Raw genomic sequence first — 15,637 nt, 5'->3', positions numbered from 1 at the left:
CGCGAGGGCAAGGGCTCGGTGCTGACGCTTGGCCGGCTAAGAGCGGTGCTCGACGTTTTCCGGGCCGTTGTTCCGCGGCGAACCTACAGCTTTATGTACTGCATGCCACTCAACCTCTGGAGCCGGCATGGCGATCACATCAAACAGCGTTCCCTGAGCTGCGTCGCGGTCTAGCCAGGTCTCCACGGCATCGGCCCCCAGCATGACCGGCTGCCTGTCATGAATGTCGCGCATGTCCCCGCGCGCTGCGGTTGTCATGATGGTCGTTGTCACAAGCCACGGAGCGTCGTCGCCCAGACTCTTATCTCGCCAAAACTCGTACAGTCCCGCGAAAGCGAGTGGAGCGTCGTCCACAGCGTGGATGTAGAACGGCTGTTTCCCGTCGGCGCCCGTCTGCCACTCGTAGTATCCGCTCGCCGGAACCAGGCATCGGCGCTTCGCAAAGGCTGAGCGAAACGAGGGCTTCTCGGCGGCTGTCTCGGACCGGGCATTGATCATCCGCGAACCGATGCTGGGGTCCTTCGCCCACGACGGCACCAGGCCCCAGTGGGCGGCCTCGAGCCGCCGGCCCGGGTCGTCAGGCTTGCCCGGGACGATGATTGCTACCTGTTGGGTGGGGGAGACGTTCCAATTGGGGTCGAGAAGGCGAGGTTCATCGGCGACGCGGGCGAGGTGGAAGTGGTCCACGAGCGCCTGTTCGCTCAGAAAATTCGCGTAGCGACCGCACATGGTTTCATCGTCGCATAGCAGGCTGACACACGACGGCTATGCCTAAAGGACCGGACCGGGCTCGGCACTGGACAAATAGTGGTGAGTGGGGGATCCGGCCGGGGTTCCGGGTCGGACGTCCGTGGGAGTCGTATGGGCGATGAGTGACCGGTAACGCTCATTGCTGGCGATGAGGGCGTCATGCGTGCCGGTGGCGGCAACATGACCGTTATCGATGAGGATGACTCTGTGCGCGCGCCGGATGGTGGAGACCCGGTGGGCGATCACGATTGTGGTGCGGTGTTTGCGGACCTCGGCCAGAGTGTGAGCGAGGTGCGCCTCGTGGATGGTGTCGAGTTGAGCGGATGCTTCGTCGAGAATCATGACGGCGGGGTCTCGCAGGAGTGCTTGCGCTATCGAAAGGCGCTGGCGTTGTCCGCCGGAGAGGGTTGAGCCGCCGTCGCCTACGGGATGGTCGAGGCCCTTCTCCCACGTGGTGACGGTGGCGGCCAGTCCTGCCTGTGACAGTGCTTTCCAGAGTGATTCGTCGGGTGCTGTTGGGTCGGCGAGCAAGAGGTTGCTGCGTACCGTTCCTCGGAACACATACGGGTGTTGTGACACCATCGCGACGTGGCGTCGGAGGGAGACTTCGGTAGCGGAGCCGATGCCGAATCCGTCTATCTCGATGGTGCCGGAGTCTGGTGCCCATAGGCCCGTCAGGAGCCGGGCGATGGTGGATTTCCCCGCGCCGGATGCACCGACCAGCGCGACGTGTTCGCCCGGCTCGATGGTGAGGTCGAGGTCCTTCAATACTGGTGCGTTGGGCGTGTATCCGAATGTCACGTGGGACATGGCGCCTCGCCCTGCGCCGCCCTCCGGCATGTCGTCTGTTCCTTCACGGTGATCAGCGCCGAGTGCGAGGAGTCGCAGTACACGTTGTGCGGCAGCGGACATCTCGCCGAGCCGCTGAACCATGATGAACGCACCCGATGCTGGTGCGATGGCCGCGGTCGCGAGCACCACTGCGACGGGGATCATTGTGGGTGCGACGTGGCCGCGTTGAGATTCGGTGACCAGGAGCGCGAGGAATCCCAGGCTTGTTGCGGCAATGACGATGTCGGCCATGGCTGTTTCGCCGGCTGCTCGCAGCGCGAACTGTCGCTTGGCGTGCTGCACGGTGCCGGTCACCTTGAGGACTTCTTGTGCGTGGTGGCTAGTGAGGTTGAGTGTGGCGAGTTCGCGTCGCGCATGTGAACCTTCAAAGGCCATGGCGTTGAGTTCTCCGAGGCATTCGCGGATTCTCCGGCCTTGCGTGACCTGAACCGGTGTGAGGAACCAGGGGATCGCCAGCAGTAGCGCTATTCCGGCGGGGACCACGAGGCCAACCGGTCCGACCATCACCACCAGTGCGCCACTGATGAGAGCCGGGGTCACGATGGCGTTGATACCGGAGCCCAAGGTGTGGGCGTAGAACCACTCCAGGGCTTCGACATCGGCCAATGCGGTGCCGGTGATCTCGCCGGTGCGTTGCTTGCCTTGCTTTGATGGGACGGCTCGCTTGACGGCATCGAAGACTTTCATGCGTAGGGCCGCGATGACGCGGTATGCCAGCACGTGGCTGAGCCATGACTCGATCCAGGTGAAGAGGCCAACCGTTGTGACTGCTGCGATGAGCCCGAATGTCAGGGCTGCCTGGATCGTGGGGCTAGCGCCGGTGACCGCATTTGTGACGAGGAGGGCGCTGAGTGCGGCTGTTGCCGCTGTGCCGAGTTGTGCGGCTGTCATCGACAGGGTTGACCGAGCGAAGAGCCCGCGTTCATCGTTGACGGTTCCGAGGAGCTGCTTCAGCGGTGACAAGAGTGTGCGTGTGGTGGTCATGCGGATACCTGGTCTTCTTGGGCTGCGAGCATGGTGGCAAAGACGCCATCGCGCTGAACGAGTTCCGCATAGGTTCCTGACTCAACGACGCGGCCTTCGTTGACGACGATGATGTGGTCCACGCCTGTCAGGGATGTAAGTCGGTGGGCAATCACGATGGCCGTGAAGTCACGTGCCGTGGCTGCTTGAGTGGCGAGGGACGCGAGTAGTGCATGTTCTCGCTGGGTTTCGAGGGCCGATGTGGCCTCGTCGAAGACCATGATGGGCGAGTGGCGGAGGAAGCCACGGGCGATCGCGACACGTTGCCGTTGGCCACCTGACAGGAGCGATCCTCCGTCGCCAACCTCGTTGTCCAGTGCCTCTGCCAGTTCGGGCGCTTGCGCTTGGGTGAGCGCAGCTTCGAGGTCGGATTGGGTGGCTTGGGGTGCGACGAGGATCAGGTTGCTGCGCAGGGTTCCGGCGAAGAGCACCGGGTCCTGTGAGATGAGCGTTGTGGTGGCCGATGCGGGGGAGGCCGATGGGGCCGTGGTGGAGATTTCTACGGAGCCTTCCTCGACGGCGAGGAGTCCCATCGTGACGTTCGCGACTGTCGACTTTCCGGCACCCGAGGGGCCGACGATGGCGGTGACGGTGCCGCGGGGAACGGTGAAACTGCAGCCTTTCAGGGCGGGCGTAGTGCTGTTGGGGTACGTCGCTGTGACGTCGCGGAAGGTGATGGCCGCCGCGTGATGTGCGGTGGAATGTTGTGGCGGTGTGGGTGGCTTGCCGCGCGGCTGCCGGAGAGCGGTGAGGATCCGACTTCCGGCGGTCACCCCGAGGTATCCGGCGTGCCAGTGCTGGGAGAGATCGCGGAATGGCCGGAAGAGTTCAAAGCTGACCAAGGTGATGGCGAACAGCGTGGTGGGTGCAATGTTCTCGGAGGAGGTGCGTGCTAACGCCACGAGCAGGGTGGTTGCAGGTCCTGCCACGAGGAGGAATCCGGTCAGCCCTGATTCGGCGAGCGACATGCGCACTTGCTTGAGGGTGGTGGCGAGCAGTGTGTCGCTGGCTTGGGTGAGCTGCGCGCGCTGGCGGGGTGTGGCGCCTAGGAGCGAGAGCGTTTCCATGCCTTTGATGGAGTCGGAGACGTCCGCGTGCATCGATGAGTACGCGTTCCAGTGAGCGGAACCTGTGGAGCGGAGTGCCTTGTCCCAGAGGCGTGGTGCCAATGGTGTGGCGAGGGCGAGTGCGGCGGCAACCGTGCCGACCACGGGGTCGATGCTTATCAGAATTGCCGCCGCGACTGCCACTGTGACGGCGGTCACTGCCACTTGGGGCACGTAGCGCGTGACGTACGGTTCGAGGTTCTCGACACCGTCGACGATGAGCGCGTGCCGGGTGCCGGTGTCGTTCTTCTCGCCTGCGAAGGGGCTTTGCGTGGCGGCGTGATCTAGCAGCAGCGCGCGAGTGCGGGTCTTCATACGGCTTGCTTCACGGTGCGCGACGAGCTCGCGAGTTGCCGTCGCAAGAGGGCGGATCGCCAGCGCTGCGGCGAGGATGAGCGCTGGGGTGCGGAGGTCCGCCAGCGGTGCGGTGTCGACAATCCGTGTGAACAGAGTGGCCATGGCGAGTGCCTGGGTCAGGGCTAGAGCATTAATAGTGAGCCCAGTGGCTATGGCGCCAGCGAGGCCGCGACCACCAGGGGTGATGAGTTTCAACAGGCTGTAGTGAAGCACGGGGACCTTTGCTATTGTGAGAGCGATAATCGTTCTCAAAATGGAAGTTGGTCCCTTTTGTACACCATCCGACCGAGGGTTGGCTAGGGGTGGCCGCGCAAACAATCGCCGCACCGGTCATCGTGACCCGGGGCCGGCGGCAGCAACTCTGGGTGCTGGTCGCGTTAAGTGCAGGTGTCCTGGCGGCAACGGTCATTGCCGTCGGCGTGGGCCCTGTGGCGATCGCCCCCGTCGAGGTTGTTCGGATTGTCGCCTCGCACATCGGCATTGATGTTTCTCAGACTTGGACGGCTGCCCAGGACTCGATCGTGTGGCTCATCCGGCTCCCGCGAGTCTTGATTGGCTTGGCGGTGGGCGCAGCGCTTGCGATCTCCGGAGTCGTCGTCCAGGCACTCGTGCGAAACCCGCTCGCCGATCCCTACCTCCTCGGAATCTCGTCGGGCGCCTCAACGGGTGCCGCCGCATCAATCCTCTTCGGAGTCGGAAGCAGTTTGGGGGCCATCGCGCTCACCGGCAGTGCATTCATTGGAGCATTGGTGGCCGTTGCGTTGGTCCTGTCTGTCGCGCGCATTGGTGGGCGGCTCATCACGTCGCGCCTGGTCTTCGCGGGCATCGCTGTGGGCTTCGCGCTGACCGCCGCGACCAACTTCCTCGTCTTCGCCAGCGAATCACGCGACGGGGCGCGCGCGGTCATGTTTTGGATGCTTGGCTCGCTCGCCCAATCGCGATGGACGTCTGTGCCACTGGTGGTGGTTGCGGTCCTCGCCGCCTCCGTGGTGCTCGTGTTGTGGTCCAGGCGCCTGGATGCGCTCGCGATCGGCGACGACACGGCGCATGCGCTGGGGGCAAACCCCACAAGATTCCGCGCCACAGCGGCGCTCGTCGTGAGTTTGACGGTTGCTGCCGCAGTGGCGGTCTCAGGCCTCATTGGCTTCGTTGGACTCGTCGTTCCGCATATCGCCCGGCGGCTCGTTGGAGGGCGTCATCGGATCCTGCTTCCCACCGCAGCGCTTTTGGGGGCGCTGCTCTTGGTCTCTGCCGACATGCTCGCCCGAATTCTCTTTGCGCCGCGAGAGTTGCCGCTCGGCATCCTCACCGCACTGATTGGAACCCCACTCCTCATCGCTTTGGTGCGGCGTTCGTTTGGTCGGTAGCCGAGACCCGTCCCGCCGTACTCCTGCAAGAAAAACACCCACAACAAAGAAGGAACATGATGAAACCCTCCGTCCCCGGACGCGCATCGGCGCTGTCTTCCTCACGCGTGTGGCTTGGTGCCCTCGCCTCCACCGCTCTGCTTGCCGCATGCTCCACGAGTTCCGAGCCCATCGAGGCCTCGGGCGCTGCGGAGAGCGTCCAGGCACAAGCTGAATACCCGGTCACCGTCGCAAACTGCGGCAACGACCTCACGATCGAGTCTGAGCCTGAGACGATTCTGAGCATCGGAACGTCCGCGGTGTCCTTGCTGGACGCGGCAGGCGCATCGGACCGCATTGTTGCCCGTGCCGGCGAGTTCGGAGCGGACCTCCCTGCAGGGCTCGAGACTCCTCCCACCGAAGCCCCCATCATCGACTCTGCTGACCCTGCCATTGAGGTGATCGTGGGCACAGAGGCGGACATCATCGTGGGATACGGGCTGTTCAACGCCTCGCCCGAGGACGTCGCCGCAACCGGCCTCCAGAACATCGTCATCGACGGTGAATGCAGTCACGATGCTGGGCTTGCTGGCGCGACAGATTTTGAAGCGATCTTCAGCGACGTTGAGCGTTTGGCGTCGGTGTTTGGAACTACCGATGCGGCTGAAGCCAATCTGACCGATCTGCGTGCCGAGCTCGATGAGCTCACGGCTGCGGCGACGTCGACGGGCGACGGCGAGCAGGCAGCTGTCGTGTACTACTTCTCCGAGGACGCGACCATGTCCGCCCGTGGAGGCTTGGGAATCGCCAACGATGTCCTCGCCCGTGCGGGATTTGAGAACGTCTACGGCGATGAGGCCAGCGTCTACATGGAGGCGAACATCGAAACTCTCCTGGACGCCGATCCTCACACGGTGGTCGTGGCGTACGGGCTCTACGGCGAGAGCTTCGAGGATGCGCGCGCAAACTTTGAGTCCGAGCCGGGTGTAGCGGAACTCACCGCGGTTCAGGAAGGTCGCGTTGTGGGAGTCCCCGCGAGCGACTTAGCGCCCGACCCAGGTGCGATCCAGGGTCTGCGCACCGTGCTTGAAGGAACCGGAGCGCTGTAGCAATGATTGTGGCGGAGCGGCTGACCGTCCGGTATGGCCGGACGGTCGCCGTGGACGCTGTCGATGTGGTGGCGCCAACCGGGGGAGTGTTGGGGCTGATTGGTCCCAATGGGTCAGGTAAGACCACAACGTTGAAAGCGATCCTTGGGTCCGTGCCACGCGATGGTGGAAGGGTAGAGATTGATGGTGAGCCTGTCGATGCTCTGTCGCCGACCGCCAGGGCACAGCGTGTCGCCGTGGTGGCGCAGGAGGAGCCGAGCGGTCTGCCGTTGACCGCTTGGGATTCGGTGTTGCTGGGGCGTTCCCCGCGGCTCTCCGCGTGGCGAAGCTACGGCGAGAACGATCATGAGATTGCGGCGGCGTCCATGGAGCGAGCCGGTGTTCTTCATCTTGCTCATCGGTCCGTCGATGACCTCTCCGGAGGTGAGCGTCAGCGCGTGCTGATTGCACGTGCGTTGGCGCAGGAGGCGGGTCACATTCTGATGGATGAGCCCACGAATCACCTGGACGTGCGGTATCAGCATGAAGTGTTGTCGCTGGTTGCGGGGCTGCCTGCGACGGTGATAGTCGTCCTTCATGACTTGAACTTGGCTGCGCGGTACTGCGACGAGGTGGTGTTGCTTGAGCGCGGCAAGGTGGTGGCGGCCGGTCACCCCGGGGACGTGCTGGTGCCTGAGGTGCTCGAGCCGGTCTATGAGATTGATATGCGGAGGGTGGATGTTGACGGGGTGCCTCAATTGATCTTTAGCCCGCGCCGGCATGCCAAGACGGCGACGGCTCAGGTGGTGGAGGAGCGGCGCTAGCGGCGTCTGGCCTCGAGCCTGTGATGGGGGCGCCATGCAGGACATTGACAATGATCGATGTGTGCGGGATAGTTCAAACATTGATGTTCATCGATGTAAAGAAATGTCTGGAGCCGTCTGATGCGTCCCGTTGTTGTGATCGGAGCTGGCCCACAGGGTCTCGCTGCCGCTGCCCACCTTCTCGAGCGTGGCCTGGAGCCCCTCGTGCTGGAAACGGGCACAGGTCCCGCCGCATCCGTGGCCCAATGGGGGCATGTCCGGCTGTTCTCGGCGTGGCCAGAATTGATCGACGCCTCAGCCAAGCGCCTCCTCGAGCCCACCGGATGGACCGAGCCCGCACAGGCCGCTGACGGCACCGTCTATCCCACAGGTGCTGAGTGGATCGAGCGCTACCTCGCACCCCTCGCCGATGCGCTCGGTGAGCGCGTCCGTTGCGGCGCCACCGTGACGGGGGTGGGCCGCAAGGGGCGCGACCTCTCTGTTGACGCGGGCCGTGCCAACGAGCCGTTCATCGTGAACGTCGCACTCGCTGACGGTACTGAGGAACGTGTGGAAGCTCGTGCTGTGATCGACGCTTCCGGCACCTGGACGTCGCCCAACCCGGCCGGAGCAGAAGGTCTCCCGGCGCTCGGTGAGGTCGCTGCCCGCGAAACCGGCATCGTCGCTTCACGCATCCCGACCGCCGAGGAAGCGGCTGGCCTCGATGGGCGCCACATCGTCGTGGTTGGCAATGGGCACTCCGCTGCAGGGGCGATCACGACTCTTGCAGACGTAGTGAAGAAGGATCCCTCCACGAAGGTCACCTGGGTACTGCGTCGTGGCACCGTGGGTAACACCTTCGGTGGCGGTGCCGCCGATGAACTTCCCGAGCGCGGAGCCCTGGGCAAGCGTGCGGGCCAGGCCGTGCGTCTCGGTGACGTCGAAATGGTGACGGCCTTCCGCACCGAACGCATCGCGCTCGTGGGGGACCAAGCCGTGGTCACCGCGGAAGACGGCAGGGAACTGCCCGCCGCTGACCAGGTCTATGTTCTCACCGGCGCTCGGCCAAATCTCGACTTCCTTTCCGAGATCCGGCTAGACCTTGACCTGCGCCTTCAAGCTCCCGCCAAGGTTGCTGCCGAGGTCGACCCCAACGAGCACTCATGTGGCTCGGTCCGCGCGACCGGCGCGGCAGACCTCGTCCACCCCGAGCCCGACTTCTTCATCGTGGGAGCTAAGTCCTACGGACGCGCCCCCACCTTCTTGGCGCTGACCGGATACGAGCAGGTGCGCTCCGTGGTCGCACTACTCGCGGGCGACAAAGCCGCTGCTGAGCGCATCGAGTTGGTGCTGCCCGACACCGGTGTATGTGGCGGAGCGGGTGAGTTTGACGCGCCCGCAGGTTCGCAGGTGAGCGGCGGATGCTGTGCGCCGGCACCTCAGGCCACGGAGAAGGCCGATGCTCAGGACGACGCGTGCTGCTCGCCAGCCTCGGTCGCGCCGCAGCCGATCTCGTTGGAGCCCACCGCGCCGCGTTAAGTGTTGCCGGGGCGAGTGGGCACATCGGGAGCTCTTTGTTCCACAAAAGTAGGACTTTGCCTACTATAGTGGGAATCAGGAGGTGCTCGATGTTGTTACAACGCCCACTCAATGTGGTGACAGGAAGCCTTGACGGCGACGTCCTTACTGTCTTGGCGCGGGTCGACGCGAAACTCACTGTCGACCAGATTCGCGGTGTGCTCGGGCACGGGTCGTATGAGGGAGTCAAAAAGGTGCTGCGGCGCCTCGAGTCTCAAGGCATCGTAGGTTCCGAGAAGATCGGCGCGTCGTACGGGTATAGCCTCAACCGCCTACACCTCGCGGCGGAGCACATCATCGCGCTCGCGCGTTTGCAGGAGACCTTGATGACACGGATGCAACAGCACCTCGAAATGTGGTCCCCGCAACCGGTGTGGGCTGCGATGTTCGGCTCGGCGGCGCGCGGCGATATGCGTGTGGATTCCGACATCGACATTTTTCTGGTGGACCCAGGGCTTCACACGGACCGTTGGGAGCACAACTGCAGCGTCTTTGCTTCCGAGGTGGCGACTTGGACAGGTAACGACGCTCGAATTCTCAGCCTTACCGAGGACGAGGTTCGTCACGGTGCGGCCAAAGGCGACCCGATCATCGGCTCTCTCCTTGACGACGCGCTTGTCCTGTCCGGCTTGAGTAGCTGGCTTCGCACCACCGTCAGAGATGCGCGCCGATGGCACCGCGCACAGTGAAGGCGGATGCTCACGCGAAAGCAGGCCGTATGCAAGTGGCGCAACAGTTTTTTGCCGCGGCCGAGATTGTCCGCGAACTCGCAGATGACGACGAGGACCTCACAAATGCCTACGTGACACTCTGCGTGCACGCGGGAATCGCTGCGGCCGATGTGCTGTGTGCTGCGGGACGGGGTGAGTATGCGCGTGGGGACAGTCACCACGAGGCTGTGGCGTTGGTGAGGACGGTGGATCCGGAGGCGGCAAAGGACCTCAGCGCACTGTTGAGTCTGAAGACGATGGCCGGGTACGGCACGACAACGATCCGAAGTGACCGAGTGCGGCGGGCCACGCGTGCAATGGATTCGCTCATGGACATTGCTAGGCGTGTATGAGGGAGAGTGTGGCCGCACGGCTGAGCTTCTCACGCCGTGATGTGGAGCGAGCGTCGCTGGGAGTTATCCACAGATCGAGGACTGCCATCGACTTTGAGTGAGCGATGTCTCTAGTGTCGTGACCCATGACGGGGGAGGCAGTCGCGCATATTGAGGCGCGCGTGCGCCAGCAGGTGCGTGAGACGGGAATCGATCCGGTAGCCGATGTGGCGGCCGTGCGGACGATGGTCGCGGAGGCACTAGCGCAGTGGGATGAGCGATCTCTGACTGGCGCCGTAGTGCCGGTGACGGATACCGCTGGTGTGTCACGAGCCGTCGTCGATGCCGTATCCGGTTTGGGTGCCTTGCAGCAGTACCTGGATGATCCTGAGGTTGAAGAGATCTGGATCAACGGCCCTAGCCAAGTGTTTGTGGCCCGCAGCGGGCGCGCGGAACTCACCACCACCGTGCTCACTGACGAGCAGGTGTACGACGTCGTCGAACGCATGTTGAAAAGTTCAGGGCGGCGGCTCGACCTCAGTTCGCCCTTCGTCGACGCCACCCTGCCTGGCGGTGAGCGACTTCACGTCGTCATCCCTGATGTGACCCGGCGCCACTGGTCAGTGAACATTCGTAAGTTTGTAGTGCGGGCATCGGACTTGAGTGACTTGGTAACGCGGCAATCACTGACTCCCGCAGCGGCCCGCTTCCTTGCCGATGCCGTGGCCGGCGGGGCGAACGTCCTCGTCTCTGGTGCCACGCAAGCCGGAAAGACAACGATGCTGAACGCGCTTGCCGGTTCGATCGGGCCGCGCGAACGGGTGATCACTTGCGAAGAAGTGTTTGAACTCGCTCTGGCATGCCGTGACGTGGTCGCGATGCAGTGTCGACAGGCTTCGCTTGAAGGCACCGGGGAGATACCTCTGCGACGCCTGGTGAAGGAGTCGCTGCGCATGCGCCCCGACCGCATCATCGTCGGCGAGGTACGTGAAGCAGAGGCCCTCGACATGCTCATCGCGCTAAATGCTGGCGTACCGGGATATCGAGATATACAATACACATATGACGACCCAATGTGCCATCTATTGCCGCATGTCGCAGGATCGGGAGGGTGCTGGCGTCAAGGTTGCACGTCAGGAACGAGAGTGTCGAGCGCTCGCCGATGCGCTGGGTTGGGAAGTTGCCTACGTCTTTACCGACAACGATGTGAGTGCATCGACGGGCAGCGCACGCCCGGGCTACACGGCACTCATGGAGGCTATCGAACGCAACCAAGTCCAAGGCGTCCTTGCATGGCACACCGACCGGCTACATCGCCGTCCCGTTGAGCTCGAGGGATATCTGAGCGCATGCGAGCCACGCGGCATCGTGACGCAGACCGTAGAGGCCGGTCCCCTGGACCTGGCGACGCCTTCGGGCCGTGCGGTGGCTCGCACCTTGGCTGCGTGGGCGCGGTTTGAGGTGGAGCATAAGGCCGCGCGGTCGTCGGCTGGCATGCGTGAGGCTGGAATGCGAGGGGAATGGCTCGGCGGTAAGCGCGCGTTCGGCTGGGATACGAGCGTAAAGCCTCCCGTGTTGGTGCAGGAGGAAGCGGACGCGATCAGGGCCGCTGCAGTCTCACTATTGGCAGGCAAGTCGCTCATTGCCATCGCGGACACATGGAACGCGGCAGGACTGCGAGGCGTACTAGGTGCACCATTCACTGCGACAACATTGCGCCAGGTGTTGCTTCGCGCTCGCAATGCGGGGATAGCGACCTACAAAGGCGAGGAAACCGGCCCGTCTACATTCCCCGCAATTATCGACGAGGAGATGTGGAGGGCCGTAGTCGCCCTACTCAAGTCACCAAACCGCCCCGGCACGGGGACAGATAACCGCGCCAAGTATCTGCTCAGCGGACTGGCTAAGTGCGGCGAGTGCGGCAATGTCGTTGGCAGTTCGCACGTCAAGTATCGGGACGGAGAGAACCGTGTTGTCTATAGGTGCCGCACACGGGGGAAGGGGCATGTGGGCAAGCGCCAAGCCGATGCCGATGAAGTGGTGAACGCCGTAATGGTGGCGCGCCTATCTATGCCCGATGTACTCGACTCGCTCGTAGACCCTGTGACAGTAGATTTGGCGGGCTTGCAGAGCCAGGCCGGAACGATCACGGCCCGCATGGATGATCTCGCCGATGCCTATGCGGACGGCGCTGTCACGCTGACACAAATGACCGCAGCCACAGCGAAAATGCGCGAGACGCTTGACGGAATACAAGAACAGATGCGAACCGCCACGCCGTTGCCTGCAGCTCTAGAGTCCGTAGTTAGCGCGGACGACGCGCAAGCCGCGTGGAACGATACGACACTGACAGACCGCCGCCGCATCATCGACGCATTGTGTGAAGTGACGATCCTCAAGACGCCGCCAGGAAAGCAACGCCGATTTGATCCCGAGTCCATCCAAATTGATTGGAGAACCGCATGAGTGGCACAGTGCGAATCGTGTGTACCTCCGAGCGCCACGCAGGTAGGGAAGTCCACGTGGCGGCGTTCGCCCACAATGACGAGACGGGCGAAGGCTGGCACGAGGTTACGAGGGGGAAGCCGCGCCTACGCCGCGGCGGCGGGAACTCCGGCGATTCCGGCGAGACGCTTTACGGGAATCGTAGATGGGAGGAAGTTCCAACTGCCGAAACGTTCGAGGACGAGGGGAGGGAAACTGCGCGCAATAGATGGGTGCTGGAATGCCGGAAATGTCACCGGCCAGTTGCACTGCGAAATGAGAACCTCATGGATATTCTCGGCAGATTCGACCAAGTTGGCATACGACTCATTGCGCTTGACGCAATTGCTGCTAGCGTGGGACGTAGCCAGTAGTAGTAGTAGTGCAACCTTGGCACGGTTGCCCCGAGCCGCACCTGGGTAATGGCCGGCACATAGTCGCAAGAAACCGACTTTTGAGACACCACGGGTGTCACGCGCCTCAGCGGGTGGGAAACATTCCCATGCCGGAGGCGTTTTTTCATGTCCGATGTCCTCACCGCACGCGCTCGGATCGCATCCCTCAGTCGATCCCGCGCCGCCGATGATCCCGATTACGTAGCAGCGCGCACGGACCTAGCCGCTGCCAAACTCGAGCAGTACGTCAGCAAAGTGCTGGCAGATGCTCCACCGCTCACCGATGGGCAGCGGGAGAGGGTTGCCGCCCTGCTACGCCCACATGCGGGCGGTGGTAGCGATGACTGACCCCAGAACCGCCGCCGCCCCCGGCAACGTGACGGTTACCAGGGGCGAAGCGGATCAAGCAAGCAACGAAACTACCCTAATTGTATCGCGGCCCTTCGTATTCTGGAAGCAGCAGGAACTGCGTAAAGTCCGCGCTGCCTATGTGCGTGAGTTCTATCGCCGTGCCACTCGCGGCACGGCGTTTAGCCGCAATCCTGAGAGTGCGTGCGAATCCGATAGGCGCGCGATTGCCCGCGAGCTATGGGAACAGGGACTGGACACTGCCCTCATTGCTGAGGTAGTCGGAGTCCAGGAACGGGCCGCCGCATGATGGGGCCTGTTTTCGGTATCGGCACTGAGTCCTGGTGTGATCGCCATGCGATTGACCGCGCGAGTTGTGGCTGCCCATTTGGTGAAGTCGCTGTGACTGAAAGGCCCCGCGCTCGACTCAAGACGCGACGTGCCGGCGACATTACCGCGCGCGCCGTGCGTTGGCTGTGGCACCAGCACATCCCTCAGGGTGAGGTTGTCCTGGTGGCGGGACGCGAGGGCGTGGGTAAGTCCACGTTTTGTTATCGCACGGTTGCTCAGATCACGCGGGGCGAATTGACCGGCGAATACATAGGCCAACCCCGCAACGTGATCATTGTGGCAACAGAGGACTCATGGGCGCACACCATCGTCCCGCGCCTCATGGCTGAGAGCGCAGACCTTGATCGGGTTGTGCAGGTTGAAGCCGTCGAACTTACAGACGACGAGGGCAACCCTCATGAGGTGCCGATCATGCTGCCGCGTGACCTCGTGGAGCTCGAGCAACTCATTTGCGACGAACACGCAGCTGCGGTCCTGCTCGACCCACTGATGTCACGCATGGGCGAAGGTCTGGACACACACGTCGACCGCGACGTACGCCAGGCCCTCGAGCCGCTAACGCGCATCGGTCACGCAACGGGCGCGGCGATTCTTGGGATCATCCACCAAAACAAGGGTGGTGGTGGTGACGTCCTGAATAGCATCATGGGGTCGCGCGCATTCTCGGCTGTGGCACGCGCGGTTCTCGTGGCCATGCGTGACCCAATGGACGAGGCCCGCCGCCTTGTAGGGATCGCCAAGTCGAACCTTGGACCAGACGACCTCGAGGCGTGGGCATACACCGTTGAAGGCGTCGAAGTTGGCACCGACCCTGACGATGGGCGCGAGATTATCGCGGCACGCTATGTGGACCACGGTCGTCATGACACCAGCATCCGCGAAGCAGAGATCCGTGCTCATGAGGTCGCACGCCAGGAACGCCGCGAAAGCACGACCCCAACCGGGGCCGCCGAGAAATGGCTGCGCGAGCTGCTCGACACAGCTGGCGAACATGGGCTACTCAAGTCCGACGTACTCAAGCGTGCCGGGGAGCTGGACTACTCAGAGAAGATGCTGCGCACGGCTCGAGAGTCGCTAGGTGTAGTGACTGACCGCCGGGGGGTGTTCCAAGGCCCGATGTGGTGGTCGAAGCCCGAAGACGGATGGAAGGGCGCACACGCGGCACTGTCTCCCTGGACCGCTCAGGAGGGCAAGTTAGGCAAGTATGCAGACTGCGCGACGGATAGCGCCCCGGCGTTGCTCTCAGAGGCAGATGTATCACCCCAGGTACAGCCCAAAGATGCCCTACATGCCCAACTAGAACACACCCCCCGCGCGAGGACGCGCGACAACAACCCGCCTCACCAGTCCTGCTCTATCTGTAGTGAGCCAATGACTTACGACGATGGCACTGGGACTCACGCCGGATGCGAGGTGCGGTCATGATGTTCGAGGCGCTCTCTCGGCTCCAGATTCCTGATGGCTGTGCCGACTGCAACGCGGTCCAAATGGTCACGGCGGGTGCCGATGACATCACGGTTATCACGGTCTATCACGATGAATATTGCCCGGCATATCAAGCCCGTGGCGGTGGTCGCCGTGAGTGACAAGTTCCCCGTCATGCCACCAGGACTAGAGCACGACTGGCGTGCGCTCAATGACCTGATCGACCACTACGGCCAGCGTCAGCCCATCCCGTGCCGTGACGGACATATCGAGCCATCGAGCGCCTGGACCAGCGAGAGGCGCGCCGAACGCGACGCAGCTGCCAAAGCATGCAGCAACTGTCCGGCACTCACTCAATGCCGCGACTACGGCATCGCACACCCCAAAGAGGAAGGCGTACTAGGTGGCCTCACTCCCAGGCAACGCACCCAGGCCGCCGCAGATCGGAGACAGCAATGAACCCCAGCGACCCCATGCCAGACGGCATCCGCGCCGAACGTATCCAGGCACTCAAAGCGGCCCTACGTGACCGCGCGATAGAGGCCGGATACGACGGCGAAGAGCAACTAGACGGCATCACTATCGGCATGCCGGAAACGCACTAAGGAGAGCGCCATGACAGCCGTAACAAGCCCCATCCCCATCCCAGAGGCAGCCGTACTGAGTTCGACGCATGAGCGGGCGCGGAT

At 63.1% G+C, this 15,637-nt stretch carries 16 protein-coding genes and 1 pseudogene; 14 read left to right on the top strand and 3 right to left on the bottom strand.

Annotated features, from left to right (window positions below):
- Positions 1 to 36 precede the first annotated feature (36 nt).
- Genes AOP79_RS00810 through AOP79_RS00800 form a run of 3 tightly spaced genes read right to left on the bottom strand, consistent with a single transcriptional unit; the run spans position 37 to position 4,301 of the window.
- Entirely contained in the window at positions 37 to 729 is a 693-nt protein-coding gene (locus AOP79_RS00810) for an SOS response-associated peptidase (protein ID WP_062069472.1), read from the bottom strand.
- Positions 730 to 771: 42 nt separating this feature from the next.
- The gene (locus AOP79_RS00805) at positions 772 to 2,586 is read right to left on the bottom strand and encodes an ABC transporter ATP-binding protein (protein ID WP_062069469.1); all 1,815 of its coding nucleotides are present in this window, start codon (positions 2,584 to 2,586) and stop codon (positions 772 to 774) included.
- A complete protein-coding gene (locus tag AOP79_RS00800) occupies positions 2,583 to 4,301 on the bottom strand; it encodes an ABC transporter ATP-binding protein/permease (RefSeq protein ID WP_062069466.1) in 1,719 nt (572 codons plus the stop codon). The genes AOP79_RS00805 and AOP79_RS00800 overlap by 4 nt, the downstream gene beginning before the upstream one ends.
- An 89-nt stretch (positions 4,302 to 4,390) precedes the next feature.
- On the opposite strand from AOP79_RS00800, the gene AOP79_RS00795 reads away from it, so the two are divergent.
- The 14 genes and pseudogenes from AOP79_RS00795 (at position 4,391) to AOP79_RS11745 (ending at position 15,553) form a co-directional block, all read left to right on the top strand.
- A complete protein-coding gene (locus tag AOP79_RS00795) occupies positions 4,391 to 5,455 on the top strand; it encodes a FecCD family ABC transporter permease (RefSeq protein ID WP_062069463.1) in 1,065 nt (354 codons plus the stop codon).
- A 56-nt stretch (positions 5,456 to 5,511) separates the two neighbouring features.
- Positions 5,512 to 6,543: an ABC transporter substrate-binding protein gene (locus AOP79_RS00790; protein ID WP_082093250.1), complete on the top strand. Its 1,032-nt coding sequence runs from the start codon at positions 5,512 to 5,514 to the stop codon at positions 6,541 to 6,543.
- A gap of 2 nt (positions 6,544 to 6,545) precedes the next feature.
- Positions 6,546 to 7,346 (top strand): ABC transporter ATP-binding protein, encoded by an 801-nt coding sequence (locus AOP79_RS00785; RefSeq protein WP_062069457.1) that lies wholly within the window; start codon positions 6,546 to 6,548, stop codon positions 7,344 to 7,346.
- Positions 7,347 to 7,466: 120 nt separating this feature from the next.
- Complete coding sequence (locus AOP79_RS00780; RefSeq protein WP_082093249.1) at positions 7,467 to 8,864, top strand: NAD(P)-binding domain-containing protein; 1,398 nt, start codon at positions 7,467 to 7,469, stop codon at positions 8,862 to 8,864.
- Positions 8,865 to 8,953: 89 nt separating this feature from the next.
- Positions 8,954 to 9,592 carry a nucleotidyltransferase domain-containing protein gene (locus AOP79_RS00775; protein WP_062069453.1) on the top strand — a complete coding sequence of 213 codons (639 nt, stop codon included), beginning with the start codon at positions 8,954 to 8,956 and terminating at the stop codon, positions 9,590 to 9,592.
- Entirely contained in the window at positions 9,574 to 9,966 is a 393-nt protein-coding gene (locus AOP79_RS00770) for a hypothetical protein (protein WP_201774423.1), read from the top strand. The genes AOP79_RS00775 and AOP79_RS00770 overlap by 19 nt, the downstream gene beginning before the upstream one ends.
- 125 nt (positions 9,967 to 10,091) lie before the next feature.
- A pseudogene (locus AOP79_RS00765) lies at positions 10,092 to 10,985 on the top strand (TadA family conjugal transfer-associated ATPase); the annotation flags it as partial.
- Positions 10,969 to 12,411 carry a recombinase family protein gene (locus AOP79_RS00760; protein ID WP_152647943.1) on the top strand — a complete coding sequence of 481 codons (1,443 nt, stop codon included), beginning with the start codon at positions 10,969 to 10,971 and terminating at the stop codon, positions 12,409 to 12,411. The pseudogene AOP79_RS00765 and the gene AOP79_RS00760, both read left to right, overlap by 17 nt.
- Before the next feature lie 539 nt (positions 12,412 to 12,950).
- Positions 12,951 to 13,172 carry a hypothetical protein gene (locus tag AOP79_RS00750; protein ID WP_062069443.1) on the top strand — a complete coding sequence of 74 codons (222 nt, stop codon included), beginning with the start codon at positions 12,951 to 12,953 and terminating at the stop codon, positions 13,170 to 13,172.
- A complete protein-coding gene (locus tag AOP79_RS00745) occupies positions 13,165 to 13,482 on the top strand; it encodes a hypothetical protein (RefSeq protein ID WP_062069440.1) in 318 nt (105 codons plus the stop codon). Before AOP79_RS00750 ends, AOP79_RS00745 begins: the two co-directional genes overlap by 8 nt.
- A 92-nt stretch (positions 13,483 to 13,574) precedes the next feature.
- The gene (locus tag AOP79_RS00740; protein ID WP_161794204.1) at positions 13,575 to 14,948 is read left to right on the top strand and encodes an AAA family ATPase; all 1,374 of its coding nucleotides are present in this window, start codon (positions 13,575 to 13,577) and stop codon (positions 14,946 to 14,948) included.
- On the top strand, positions 14,945 to 15,109 hold the full coding sequence (locus AOP79_RS11750; RefSeq protein WP_161794203.1) for a hypothetical protein: 165 nt from the start codon (positions 14,945 to 14,947) through the stop codon (positions 15,107 to 15,109). The genes AOP79_RS00740 and AOP79_RS11750 overlap by 4 nt, the downstream gene beginning before the upstream one ends.
- Positions 15,102 to 15,407, top strand: coding sequence for a WhiB family transcriptional regulator (locus AOP79_RS00735; RefSeq protein WP_161794202.1), 306 nt, complete (start codon positions 15,102 to 15,104; stop codon positions 15,405 to 15,407). Before AOP79_RS11750 ends, AOP79_RS00735 begins: the two co-directional genes overlap by 8 nt.
- Positions 15,404 to 15,553, top strand: coding sequence for a hypothetical protein (locus AOP79_RS11745; protein WP_161794201.1), 150 nt, complete (start codon positions 15,404 to 15,406; stop codon positions 15,551 to 15,553). Before AOP79_RS00735 ends, AOP79_RS11745 begins: the two co-directional genes overlap by 4 nt.
- Positions 15,554 to 15,637: the final 84 nt, after the last annotated feature.

Origin of the sequence: Demequina sediminicola, assembly GCF_000975055.1 — a bacterium.
In the GTDB taxonomy this organism is placed as follows: domain Bacteria; phylum Actinomycetota; class Actinomycetes; order Actinomycetales; family Demequinaceae; genus Demequina; species Demequina sediminicola.
This window is presented reverse-complemented; position numbering and strand designations above follow the sequence as displayed.

Excerpts from the sequence above, each read along its gene's own strand:
- AOP79_RS00810 (WP_062069472.1), bottom strand. The coding sequence starts at position 729 with ATGTGCGGTCGCTACGCGAATTTTCTGAGCGAACAGGCGCTCGTGGAC.
- AOP79_RS00790 (WP_082093250.1), top strand. The coding sequence starts at position 5,512 with ATGATGAAACCCTCCGTCCCCGGACGCGCATCGGCGCTGTCTTCCTCA.
- AOP79_RS00770 (WP_201774423.1), top strand. The coding sequence starts at position 9,574 with ATGGCACCGCGCACAGTGAAGGCGGATGCTCACGCGAAAGCAGGCCGT.
- AOP79_RS00745 (WP_062069440.1), top strand. The coding sequence starts at position 13,165 with ATGACTGACCCCAGAACCGCCGCCGCCCCCGGCAACGTGACGGTTACC.
- AOP79_RS00750 (WP_062069443.1), top strand. The coding sequence starts at position 12,951 with ATGTCCGATGTCCTCACCGCACGCGCTCGGATCGCATCCCTCAGTCGA.
- AOP79_RS00785 (WP_062069457.1), top strand. The coding sequence starts at position 6,546 with ATGATTGTGGCGGAGCGGCTGACCGTCCGGTATGGCCGGACGGTCGCC.
- AOP79_RS00775 (WP_062069453.1), top strand. The coding sequence starts at position 8,954 with ATGTTGTTACAACGCCCACTCAATGTGGTGACAGGAAGCCTTGACGGC.
- AOP79_RS11750 (WP_161794203.1), top strand. The coding sequence starts at position 14,945 with ATGATGTTCGAGGCGCTCTCTCGGCTCCAGATTCCTGATGGCTGTGCC.
- AOP79_RS11745 (WP_161794201.1), top strand. The coding sequence starts at position 15,404 with ATGAACCCCAGCGACCCCATGCCAGACGGCATCCGCGCCGAACGTATC.
- AOP79_RS00805 (WP_062069469.1), bottom strand. The coding sequence starts at position 2,586 with ATGACCACCACACGCACACTCTTGTCACCGCTGAAGCAGCTCCTCGGA.
- AOP79_RS00760 (WP_152647943.1), top strand. The coding sequence starts at position 10,969 with ATGCTGGCGTACCGGGATATCGAGATATACAATACACATATGACGACC.
- AOP79_RS00780 (WP_082093249.1), top strand. The coding sequence starts at position 7,467 with ATGCGTCCCGTTGTTGTGATCGGAGCTGGCCCACAGGGTCTCGCTGCC.